Here is an 11001-nt window from a genome sequence, read left to right as displayed (position 1 = left end):
CCCCCATAGCCTGAACGGCATGGGGGCACCCCCATCGCCCAGCGGGACGATTGCCTGCAAACGGACGTGAGGGGGCGGGGTGGGGTGGACGGGCCCTGGTAGGGGCGTAAAGAGCTCTTCGCCGCTAGTGCCGAATTCCGGGCACCCGTCACGTGATGGCAGGCACCGCGAAGAGCTCAGCCCCGTAAGGGCCCGTCCACCCCACCCCGCCCCCGACCTACGCGGCGGCCGGCACCGACGCGGCGTCCTCAACAGCAGACGCAGACGTCGGCGCAGACGCAGCCGCCGACTTGCGCGGCAGCGCGAACATCAGGGCCAGGACCACGCCCAGGACCGCCGCGACCCACCACATGCCGTGCCGGAAGGCCGCGCCGAACGCCTCGCCCGCGTGGCCGCGGGCCACCTCGCCCTCGTCGAGGGCGTCGAAGAAGACGACCGACACCAGGCCGAGACCCACCGCGTTGCCGAGCTGCTGCGTGGTGTTTATCAGGCCGGACGCCGAGCCCGAGTGCTCGTGCGGCACCTGGGAGATGACGGCCTCGGTGAGCGGGGCGACGATCAGGCCCATGCCCAGGCCCATGACGGTCAGCGGGAGGGCCATCTGCCAGGGGTGGATGCCCGTGCCGTAGTGCTCGGACTCCCAGATGTAGAGAAGAACACCGGCCGCCATCGCCACCGCACCGGCCTGCAGCACCTTCCGCCCGAAGCGGGGCACGAGCTTCTGCACCGAGAGGCCCGCCGCCACCGACACGGCGATGGAGAAGGGGATGCCGGTCAGGCCGGCCCGCAGCGGGCTCCAGCCGAGCCCGATCTGCATGTAGAGGGTCCAGATCAGGAAGAAGACACCGCAGGCGACGCCGAAGGCGACCTCGACGCCGATGCCCGCCGCGAAGCTCTTGACCTTGAACAGCGACAGCTCGACCAGCGGCGAGCCGTCCTTGCGGGTCTTGTGGCGCTCGTAGAGGACGAAGGCGGCGAAGACGAGGACACTGCCGCCCATGCAGAGGAAGCCCCACAGCGGCCAGCCCAGCTCACGGCCCTGCGTCAGCGGGTAGAGCAGCATCAGCAGTCCGCCGGTGGCCAGGGCGACGCCCACGAGGTCCAGCTTGAGCGCCTGCGGGGCGCGGGACTCGGAGATGTAGCGGCGGCCCATGATCAGGCCGGCGATGCCCACCGGCAGGTTGACCAGGAAGATCGGCCGCCATTCCAGGCCGAAGAGGTTCCACTGGGTGAGCAGCGCGCCGAGGATGGGGCCGGAGACCGCGCCGAGGCCGACGATGGCGCCGAACATGCCGAAGACCTTGCCGCGCTCGTGGGCGGGGAAGGTGGCGTGGACGATCGCCAGCACCTGCGGCACCATCAGCGCGGCCGTGGCGCCCTGGAGGACGCGCGCGGCGACGAGCAGGTGGGGGTCGCCCGCGAGGCCGCAGAGCATCGAGGCGAGGGTGAAGCCGCCCATGCCCAGCAGGAAGACCTTCCGGCGGCCGTATATGTCGCCGAGCCGGCCGCCCGTGATCAGGCCCGCCGCGAAGGCGAGGGCGTAACCCTCGGTGATCCACTGAAGGATGCTGAAAGAGGCGCCGATGTCCTTCTGGATGCTCGGCATGGCGATGTTGACGATGGTGACGTCCACGAGATCCATGAAGGACGCGGTCATCACCACGGCGAGCGCCAGCCAGCGGCGGCGGTCTGCGGTGGCGTCGGCGGACGCCACGGAGGGCGGATCGGTGGTCGCGGTGCTGGTCACAGGGGTATTGCCTTTCCTCTTCCTGCGCGCCGGATCGTTTCCCTCACCCGGAGCACCCACCACGCTAGGGGCCGTATAGGTCAGGTCATGTCCTAGATACCTGCCACCCTGGTGAGATGACGGACACCCCGGCACGGCTGCTGAATCTGCTCTCGCTCCTCCAGACCCCTCGCGAATGGCCCGGCAGCGAGCTCGCCGAGCGGCTCGGTGTCAGCTCCCGCACCATCCGGCGGGACATCGAGCGGCTCCGCGACCTCGGCTACCCCGTACAGGCAACGATGGGAGCCGAGGGTGGGTACCGGCTGGCGGCCGGAGCCGCCCTGCCGCCGCTGGTCCTCGACGACGAGGAGGCGGTCGCCATCGCGGTGGGGCTGCGCGCCGGCGCGGGCCACGCCGTGGAGGGCATCGAGGAGGCGTCCGTACGGGCCCTGGCCAAGCTGGAGCAGGTGCTGCCCGCCCGGCTGCGGCACCGGGTCTCCGCCCTCCAGGCGGCGACCGTGCCGCTGACCGGCGGTGACGGCGCCACCGTGGACCCCCACACCCTGACCGTGATCGCCTCGGCCGCCACCGGCCATGAGCGGCTGCGCTTCGCCTACCGCAAGGGCGACGGCACGGAGACGAAACGCCTGGTCGAGCCGCACCGGCTGATCAGCACGGGCCGCCGCTGGTATCTGGTCGCCCATGACGTCGACCGCGACGACTGGCGGACGTTCCGGGTGGACCGGGTGAGCGAGCCCTTCGCCACCGGGGCCCGCTTCGCCCCGCGCGAGCTCCCGGTGCCGGACGCGGCGGAGTACCTGAAGCGGTCCATGGCCCGGCTCCAGCCGACGTACCGGCTGGTGGTCACCTTCCGCGCCCCGGCCGAGTTCGTGGCCGCCCGGCTGCCGAACTGGCTCGGCGTGCCGGCGCCAGTCGACGCGACGACGTGCCGGCTGGACGTCACCGCGTCCGACTCCATCGAGTGGGTGGCCCTGCGGCTGGCGATAGTGGACTGCGAGTTCGAGGCGCACGAGCCGCGCGAGCTGGTGGAGCATCTGAGCGAGCTGGGCGCCCGCATCAGCAGGGCGGCGACACGCTGAGGCAGCGCCCGCCCGCCTGCCGGACGCGGCCGGAACGCATAAGGGCCCCGGCGCAAGGGGGGGAGATGCGCCGGGACCCGGTCTGCTGGCCTATTACCAGATTAGACCCGTTTACGCCGCCGCGTCGAACCCCGTGGCGTGCGCCATCTTCTTCAGCTCCAGCAGGGCGTGCTTCTCGATCTGCCGGATGCGCTCACGCGTCAGCCCGTGCTGCTTGCCGACCTCCGTCAGCGTGCGCTCGCGCCCGTCCTCGATGCCGTACCGCGCCTTGATGATCGACGCGGTGCGCTGGTCGAGGCGGCCGATCAGGTCCTCCAGCTCCTCGCTGCGCAGCAGCGCGATGACCGACTGCTCCGGCGAGACGGCGGAGGTGTCCTCCAGCAGATCGCCGAACTGGGTCTCGCCCTCGTCGTCCACGGACATGTTCAGGCTCACCGGATCACGGGCCCAGTCCAGCACGTCGCCGACGCGCTCGGGCGAGGTGCCCAGCTCCTCGGCGATCTCCGCGTGCTCGGGGTCGCGGCCGTGCTCGCGGTTGAACTCGCGCTGCACCCGGCGGATGCGGCCCAGCTCCTCCACCAGGTGGACGGGGAGCCGGATCGTACGGGACTGGTCGGCTATCGACCGGGTGATGGCCTGGCGGATCCACCACGTCGCGTACGTGGAGAACTTGAATCCCTTGGTGTAGTCGAACTTCTCGACCGCGCGCACCAGGCCGGCGTTGCCCTCCTGGATCAGGTCGAGAAGGGGCAGGCCACTGCGCGGGTAGCGGCGGGCGACGGCGACGACGAGACGCAGATTGGACTTGATGAAGACGTCCTTCGCGCGGGCACCCGCGGCGGCTATCGCCGCCAGCTCCTCGCGCGACGCCTCGCCGGCCCGCTCCCCGCCGGCCTCCAGGCCGTCCAGGATCTGCTGGGCGTAGACGCCCGCCTCGATGGTCTGCGACAGCTCGACTTCCTCGGCGGCGTCGAGCAGGGGTGTACGCGCGATCTCGTCGAGGTACATGCCGACCAGGTCGCGATCGGCGATCTCCCCGCCTGTGGCGCGAACACTGCTTGCCTCGCCAGCCCGCTGTGCGGTGGTCTGACGACGGGCGACGGCACGGGTTGCCATGCGTACTCCCTTGCGATGAGACGTGTCGCGGGATGGACCAGGTGCCCCCGGGGCGCCCCGTCCGAAGTAAAGAACGGCCGGAATCCGGACAGAATTCCCCGGCGACGTCTTCTTTTTATGGATCATGCAGTACCCTGTGCGGCCGCACAGCGGGCACGCATGGTGACGCTGCCTGGGGAAGCGCAGGTCAGCCCCGGTGGCGGTCCGGTCCCACGACCCTCGTGAACCCCCGCGGCCACGACGCCCATGAGACGGCCGTCACATGGCGGCCACCCCGCTTCCTCACCCCCAAGGACGCCGGTCACCGGCCACCGGTTGCCCCGGAAGGCCCGGAAGGCCGGATTCCGAGCGGCCGCGGACGGGCCCTAGGCGGCATGGTCCGGTGGCGTGATCGAGTTGCCCCGGCGATGGGGCGGGTGTGCCCTGGTGGGACAGAGGGGCGGGACAGACGGTGAGCGAGAGGAGCCCGCCATGACGCACTCGATCATGCCCGGCCGGCACCACGCCCACGAGGGCCCCGGCCCGGTCCCCCGCACCGGCCACGTCCGCCACGAGCGCACGACCACCACGTCCACCTGGGCGGTGCCCGTCGTCGGCGGCTTCGTCCTCGGCCTCTACGCGGTCTTCCTCTCCCACGAGAACGGCTTCGGCGAACTCCAGGGCTGGATGCTGGGCCTGGTCGCGGCGGTGGTCTCGGCGGGCGTGGGCCATCTGCTGATCCGCAACCGCGACAAGATGATCACCGAGGTGCGCGCGGCCTCGTTCGGCGCGCTCTTCGGCATCTGCATGGGCTTCCTGCGCAGCCTCACCCGGGTCTCGGTGCTGGAGGCGTCCGGAATCGGCCTGATCTTCGGCCTGTGCATGGGCCTCGCGTCGTACTACGTCTTCTACTGGCACGAGCACTGAGCGCCGGCCGAGGGGACACCGGCCGGACGGAGTACCGGACGGAGTACCGGCGACCTACGCCGGGTGGCCAAGAGGCGTAGGTCCGGCGACCGTTACGCCGGGCCCGCCCCCGCTCCTACGGTGAGGCCATGACCGCCATCACCGAGGACGGCACACTCGACGAAGCCCTGCAACGCGTCCACTCCACCGGCCCCGAGTTGTCCCAGGGCTGGCTCTCCAACCACGCCCCCATGGCCGTGGAGGCGCTCGCCCGCCACGGCCAGGCCCGCACGGTGCACCGCTGGCTGGACGCCTACCGGCACCGGACGGACGACCTCCCCTCCGCCGCCCTGACCATCACCGACGACAACTGGCGCGAGACCCTCGGCGACCCCCGCCATCTCGGCTCCTGGATCGCCCACTTCACCCGGCTGACAGCCGAACTCCCCTGGACGGACGTGCTCACCACCTGGTGGCCGCGACTGCTCCCCGGCATCATCGCCGGCGCCACCCACCCCGTGATCCGCGTCGGCCACGCCGTCCGCACCCTCCTCACGGACGGCGAGACCGCGCCCCGCACGGCCGAACTCGCCCACGCCCTGGGCTACTGGGCCGCCCGCCACCAGCCGCTGCCCGTCACCGTCACCACCGCCGGGGACGCGGGCCCCCACCGCGCGCTGGACGCCGTACCGACCCTCGCGGTCCAGGAGGGCGGCGTCCTCGACCGTCTCGCGCAGCTCCCGGCGGCCGAGGGCTGGCCCGCCGCCGCGAGCGGCCTGCGGCGGCCCGCCGGCCCGGACGAGGCGCACGACCTGCTGGCGGAGCTCGTCCGCGCCACGGTCGCCCGCTATCCGCGCTATGCCCACGGCGACGCGGTCATGCTCGTCCACGCGGCGACCGCGCCCAACGCGGTCCTCCGCGTCCTTCCGGCGCTCCCCCGCACCCTGTGGGTGCCCAGCCTGACGGCGGCGTGGGAGGCGAGCGCGGTCCTGACGGCCGCGTACGCCCCGGCCGAGCCGCAGGACGCGGCACCGGGTCCCGCCACCACTCTGGAGGAGGCCTTCGCCCTGGCGGCCGCCCACGGGGACGCGCACGCGATCAAGCTCGCGGACACGGCGCTGGACGTGGGCGGCCCGGCCGCCCTTGCGGCGACAGCCCGCGCGTGCGAGCTGATCCCGGCCGGGGCGGGGTGAGTGGGCCGCCCCAGCCCCCGCTCCCCAAACGCCGGAGGGGCTGATTTCAGCCCGTCCGGCGTTTGAGGACACCGCGCGTCAGCGCGAAACGGGGGTGCGAGGGGGCGGAGCCCCTTCGGAAACGGTGAAAGGGCGGGACCGGGGCCCCTCTCAGTCCTCAGCCCAGTACGGCGGCTCCTCGTCCGGCCACGGCACCTCGTCCTCGCCCCCGGCAGGGGCGGCGGCTGGGACCACGGCCGGGGCCGGGACAGGCGCCGGAACGGGCGCAGGCGCGGGCCCGTGCTCCCCCAGCACCCCCAGAATCCCCTCCCCGTACTTCACCAGCTTGCTCTCTCCCACACCGCTCACCCCGGACAGCGCGTCCAGCGACTGCGGCCGTACCGTCGCGATCTCCCGCAACGTCGCGTCGTGGAAGATCACATACGCCGGGACGCCCTGCTCCCGCGCCGTCGCCGCGCGCCACGCCCGCAGTGCCTCGAAGAGCGGCGCGGCCTCCGCCGGCAGGTCGACGGGGGCGCGCTTGCCCGAGCCGCCCGCCGAGGACTTCGCCGTCTTCGCCGCGCGCACCGGCTTCGGCTCGCGCCGCAGCGCCACCTTGCGGCGTGAGCCGAGCACGTCGCCGCTGGCCTCCGTCAGCACGAGCGTGCCGTAGTCGCCCTCGACGGCCAGCAGCCCCTGCGCCAGCAACTGCCGCACCACGCCCCGCCATTCGGCGACGGACAGCTCCGCGCCGATGCCGAAGACGGACAGCGTGTCGTGGTCGAACTGGATGACCTTCGCGCTCTTCTTGCCGAGCAGGATGTCGATGATGTGGCCCGCGCCGAACTTCTGCCGCCGCTCCCGGGCCAGCCGGAGGATCGCCGAGAGGAACTTCTGCGCGGCGATCGTGCCGTCCCAGGTCTCCGGCGGGGTCAGGCACGTGTCGCAGTTGCCGCAGGCGGTGCCCGGCTGGCCGAAGTAGTCGAGCAGCCGCACCCGGCGGCACTCGACGGTCTCGCACAGGGCGAGCATCGCGTCGAGGTGCGCGGCCAGCCGGCGGCGGTGGGCCTCGTCGCCCTCGGAGCCGTCTATCAGCTTGCGCTGCTGGACGACGTCCTGGAGACCGTAGGCCAGCCAGGCCGTGGACGGCTGGCCGTCACGGCCGGCGCGGCCGGTCTCCTGGTAGTAGCCCTCGACGGACTTCGGCAGGTCGAGGTGGGCGACGAAGCGCACGTCCGGCTTGTCGATGCCCATGCCGAACGCGATGGTGGCGACCATGACGATCCCGTCCTCGCGCAGGAAGCGGGACTGGTTGGCGGCGCGCGTCCGGGCGTCGAGGCCCGCGTGGTACGGCAGGGCGTCGATGCCGTGCTGGGCGAGGAACGCGGCGGTGTCCTCGACGCCCTTGCGGGAGAGGCAGTAGACGACGCCCGCGTCACCCGCGTGCTCGGTGCGCAGCAGCTCCAGGAGCTGCTTCTTCGGGTCGTTCTTCGGCGCGATGCGGTACTGGATGTTGGGCCGGTCGAAGCTGGCGACGAAGTGCCGGGCGTCCTGGAGCTTCAGCCGGGTGGCGATCTCGGCGCGCGTCGCCTCCGTGGCCGTCGCGGTCAGGGCGACGCGCGGCACGTCCGGCCAGCGCTCGTGCAGCTGCGACAGGGCCAGGTAGTCGGGGCGGAAGTCGTGGCCCCACTGGGCCACACAGTGCGCCTCGTCGATGGCGAAGAGGGAGATCTTGCCCCGGTCGAGCAGCCGCAGCGTGGACTCCACGCGCAACCGCTCGGGCGCCAGATAGAGCAGGTCGAGCTCGCCCGCCGCGAACTCGGCCTCCACCAGGCGGCGTTCGTCGAGGTCCTGCGTGGAGTTGAGGAAGCCGGCCCGCACCCCGAGCGCGCGCAGCGCGTCGACCTGGTCCTGCATGAGCGCGATCAGCGGGGAGATCACCACACCGACCCCGGGTCTGACGAGCGCGGGGATCTGGTAGCAGAGCGACTTGCCGCCGCCGGTCGGCATCAGGACGAGCGCGTCGCCGCCGCCGACCAGATGATCGATGATCTCTTGCTGGTCGCCGCGGAACGCGTCGTAACCGAAGACGCGCCGCAGACAGCTCAGGGCCTCGCCACCGGGGCTGTCGCGCTCTGCTGTGGTCTGTGTGGGGTCGGCCATTGCAGAAGTCTACGAGGCGCCGCCGACAGAACCCGGTGGATCAAGGAACTCCCCACGAACGGGTGATCGAGAGTTCGAGCGGGCGCGCCCGCGGACGATCTCGCGGACGATCAGGCGACCTCTATCCCGTACTCCTGCACCAGCGCCTCCAGCCCGCCCGGGTACCCCTTCCCGCCGAGCACGAAGTCCCAGTCGCCGTTCGTCCGGCGCCGGAAGGAGCCCAGCACCAGCGCGGTCTCGCCGGGCCGCCCGTCCGAGACCTCCAGCTGCCCGAGCTCGGCGCCGGAGGCGTCGGCGAGACGGATGCGGGCGTCGGTGAACTGCGAGAGATCCGCATCCGGATTGACCTCCGGGTCTATCGCCGCGACCAGCACCAGCCGGTCGGCGGCGGCCGGCAGCTCCTCGAAGGCGACGCGCAGCGCGGCCTTGTCGGCGAGGGTGGGCTCCAGTGCCCGGACGGAGCCGTCGGGGGTGCGGGGGTTGTTGTAGAAGACGAAGTGATCGTCGCTGAGGACCCGGCCGCCGTCGCAGACCAGGGCGCACACGTCGAGGGCGACCCGGCCGGACCAGGACATGCCCAGCACGTTGTGGCTCTCGGGCCGGTCCGCAGCGGCCGCACCACCGCTCCCCCGGGCCGCCGCCGGACGGGACGTCCCGCCCCCGAGCCGGCCGCGCAGCCCGTGCTGCGCCAGCAGCTCCACCAGCTCCTCGCCGGAGACGAGGGTGAGCGGCTTGCCGTTGGCGAAGGCGTACGAGCCCGGGCCGAAACCGGAGGTCGTCACCAGGACGCCCTTGTTGGCGCCCGCGCCCTGCACCGTGCCGTACAGGTCGCGCACGGCGGTCGGCGGCACGGTCTTCCGGTACCGCTTGACCTGCACGATGATCCGGCCGCCGCTGATCGGGTCGGGGTCCAGGGCCTCGACGTCCACACCGCCGTCGTTGGAGCGGGTGGTCATCACCGCGCGCATGCCGCGCGCCCGGAACAGCTCGGCGACGAGCTCCTCGAACTCGATGGGGTCCATCTCGAAGAGGTCCGGGTCGTCACCGCCGCCGTGGGAGACCACACCGCGCCCGACGTCGCCCGGCACCCGTCCCGGGCGGACGGCCGCGAGCTGGTCGGGGCGGGCGGACAGCTGCCCGGCGAGACCGTCGACGAGGCAGTCGACCGCGCTGACCTGCTCCAGCCGCAGCCCCGAGAAGACGGACCGGCCCACCGTCACCGAGGCCAGGACGATCTGGGCGCGGTGCCCGGTGGCCGGGTCGTGCTCGTCGACGAAGCCGTTGAGGGCGACGGACTCCAGGATCCCGAACTCGTCGGCCGCGAACAGCTCGCGCACCGCCAGCAGCACGCACTGCGCCAGCACGTCCCGGTAGGCGTTCCGGCGCTGGGTGACGGGCCGGGCCGTCTCCTTCTCCTCGTCCGCCGTCGGCATGTACCGCACCGACTTGATCTCGGGGACGACGTCGAAGCCGGGCAGCTCCCAGTCGAGGACGAGCTGCCGGGCGCCGGGGTCGTAGGCGGCGGCTATCTGGTGCGGGAACTCGTCCGGCCAGGCGGTGGAGGCGTAGAGCGCGGCGGAGAAGTACTCCACCACGGCGTCCGGGTCGCCCTCGCGCAGGGCGGTGACCATCTCGCCGATGCCGGCGTTGTGCCGGTGGACGTCGGCGAGCGCGGCCGCGGCCCACTGGTCGTACTGCTGCCGGTAGGACGCGAGCTGCTGCTGCCGCTGGGCCTCGGCGGCCTGCGCGGCGTGCCAGTCGTGCTCGTACTGCGCGCGGTTGCCGAAGCCGCGGTAGGCGTTCGGGTCCGGCATGGGCACCGGCTGCCCCAGGTGGCCCGGGTTGAACGGCTCCAGCCGCTCGGGCCGCTCCAGCGCGCTCGTCCGGAAGCCCGGCGCCCCGCACCCGGCGACCAGCAGGCCCTCGAGCGCCGCCATCCGCGCGTCGAGCTCCTCCGTGCGCCGGCGCGCCTCGGCCTCGCGCGCCTGCCGGTACGCCTGGCGCCGCTCGCGGTCCTGGCGCGCCAGGTCCCGGTCGTACGCGCGCTGCTGCCGTTCCTGCTCGCGCTGCTGCTGCGTCAACGCCCGCTGCCGGGCCTCCTGCTGACGCTGCTGCTGGCGCTGCGCCTCGGCCCATATGCTCATCAGTCCACTGGAGCGGCGACTCATCGGTTACATTCCCTCCCCCGGCGGACTGCGCTTGCGTGTCGACTTTAGTCGGCTTGCGCGTGAATTGATCACCGCCTGGCGAAAGACCGCCCCGGACGGCGGGATCGCAGCACGAACCAGCCACCGATCAGCGCGATCGTGCTGATGACCGCTGTGAGGACGACGGTGGTGAGCCGGGCTCCGCCGTCGAAGGCATGGGACGGCGCGGGCGGTTCCGGCGCGACGGCGGGAGCGGCCGCAACGTGAGGTGCGGAGGCGGGCGCCGCGGCCGGCACGGTGACGGCGGCCTCGCCGTGGCCGAGGTCGGGGAAGCCGCAGTGGAGGGTGACGGTCCAGCTGCCGGGCGGCAGCGCCTCGCGGGTGGTGTAGGCGCCCTTGGCGCCGGGGACGGGGACGAGCACCCAGGGCCCCTGCGTGTGCCCGGCGGCGTCCCGGGCCGTCAGGGTCCCGGCGACCCGCTCGTCCACGGGGTCGCCGTCGTTGTCCCAGGTCGCGAGGGTCCGGATGTGGCCGTCCGACGGAGGTCCGGCGACGGCGAGGCGGATCGTGTCGCCGTGCGCGGCGGCGGGGCCCGCGGTGCCGAGGGCGAGCAGGACGGCGCCGAGGCAGGCAGCGGCCGTACGGGGACGGAAGGTCATCGTGCGCTCCAGGGGACATGGGGTGGCGGGGGA

General features: G+C 72.7%; 8 protein-coding genes. 3 read left to right on the top strand and 5 right to left on the bottom strand.

What is annotated here, in order from left to right:
* Positions 1–217: 217 nt before the first annotated feature.
* On the bottom strand, positions 218–1657 hold the full coding sequence (locus K6I33_RS23990; RefSeq protein WP_229356595.1) for an MFS transporter: 1440 nt from the start codon (positions 1655–1657) through the stop codon (positions 218–220).
* A gap of 206 nt (positions 1658–1863) precedes the next feature.
* Here K6I33_RS23990 and K6I33_RS23985 point away from each other — a divergent pair, with 206 nt between their 5' ends.
* Positions 1864–2826 carry a YafY family protein gene (locus K6I33_RS23985; protein ID WP_229356594.1) on the top strand — a complete coding sequence of 321 codons (963 nt, stop codon included), beginning with the start codon at positions 1864–1866 and terminating at the stop codon, positions 2824–2826.
* 111 nt (positions 2827–2937) lie between these two features.
* Here the strand turns inward: K6I33_RS23985 and K6I33_RS23980 are convergent, their stop codons facing one another.
* On the bottom strand, positions 2938–3942 hold the full coding sequence (locus K6I33_RS23980; protein ID WP_229356593.1) for an RNA polymerase sigma factor RpoD/SigA: 1005 nt from the start codon (positions 3940–3942) through the stop codon (positions 2938–2940).
* 471 nt (positions 3943–4413) lie between these two features.
* On the opposite strand from K6I33_RS23980, the gene K6I33_RS23975 reads away from it, so the two are divergent.
* Positions 4414–4848 (top strand): hypothetical protein, encoded by a 435-nt coding sequence (locus tag K6I33_RS23975; protein WP_229356592.1) that lies wholly within the window; start codon positions 4414–4416, stop codon positions 4846–4848.
* Positions 4849–4976: 128 nt separating this feature from the next.
* A complete protein-coding gene (locus K6I33_RS23970; protein ID WP_229356591.1) occupies positions 4977–6020 on the top strand; it encodes a questin oxidase family protein in 1044 nt (347 codons plus the stop codon).
* 150 nt (positions 6021–6170) lie between these two features.
* Here K6I33_RS23970 and recQ read toward each other — a convergent pair whose 3' ends face one another.
* The 3 genes from recQ to K6I33_RS23955 form a co-directional block, all read right to left on the bottom strand.
* Positions 6171–8162 carry a DNA helicase RecQ gene (gene recQ, locus K6I33_RS23965; RefSeq protein ID WP_229356590.1) on the bottom strand — a complete coding sequence of 664 codons (1992 nt, stop codon included), beginning with the start codon at positions 8160–8162 and terminating at the stop codon, positions 6171–6173.
* Positions 8163–8272: 110 nt separating this feature from the next.
* Positions 8273–10306 (bottom strand): restriction endonuclease, encoded by a 2034-nt coding sequence (locus tag K6I33_RS23960; protein WP_229356589.1) that lies wholly within the window; start codon positions 10304–10306, stop codon positions 8273–8275.
* 92 nt (positions 10307–10398) lie between these two features.
* The coding region (locus K6I33_RS23955; RefSeq protein WP_229356588.1) for a hypothetical protein at positions 10399–11001 on the bottom strand (603 nt) is incomplete at its 5' end.

Origin of the sequence: Streptomyces sp. UNOB3_S3, from assembly GCF_020740895.1 — a bacterium.
Classification (GTDB): Bacteria; Actinomycetota; Actinomycetes; order Streptomycetales; family Streptomycetaceae; genus Streptomyces.
The sequence above is the reverse complement of the archived record's forward strand: the minus strand, read 5'-3'. Positions and strand labels throughout refer to the sequence as shown.

Excerpts from the sequence above, each read along its gene's own strand:
- K6I33_RS23960 (WP_229356589.1), bottom strand. The coding sequence starts at position 10,306 with ATGAGCATATGGGCCGAGGCGCAGCGCCAGCAGCAGCGTCAGCAGGAG.
- K6I33_RS23985 (WP_229356594.1), top strand. The coding sequence starts at position 1,864 with ATGACGGACACCCCGGCACGGCTGCTGAATCTGCTCTCGCTCCTCCAG.
- K6I33_RS23970 (WP_229356591.1), top strand. The coding sequence starts at position 4,977 with ATGACCGCCATCACCGAGGACGGCACACTCGACGAAGCCCTGCAACGC.
- K6I33_RS23980 (WP_229356593.1), bottom strand. The coding sequence starts at position 3,942 with ATGGCAACCCGTGCCGTCGCCCGTCGTCAGACCACCGCACAGCGGGCT.
- recQ (WP_229356590.1), bottom strand. The coding sequence starts at position 8,162 with ATGGCCGACCCCACACAGACCACAGCAGAGCGCGACAGCCCCGGTGGC.
- K6I33_RS23975 (WP_229356592.1), top strand. The coding sequence starts at position 4,414 with ATGACGCACTCGATCATGCCCGGCCGGCACCACGCCCACGAGGGCCCC.
- K6I33_RS23990 (WP_229356595.1), bottom strand. The coding sequence starts at position 1,657 with ATGACCGCGTCCTTCATGGATCTCGTGGACGTCACCATCGTCAACATC.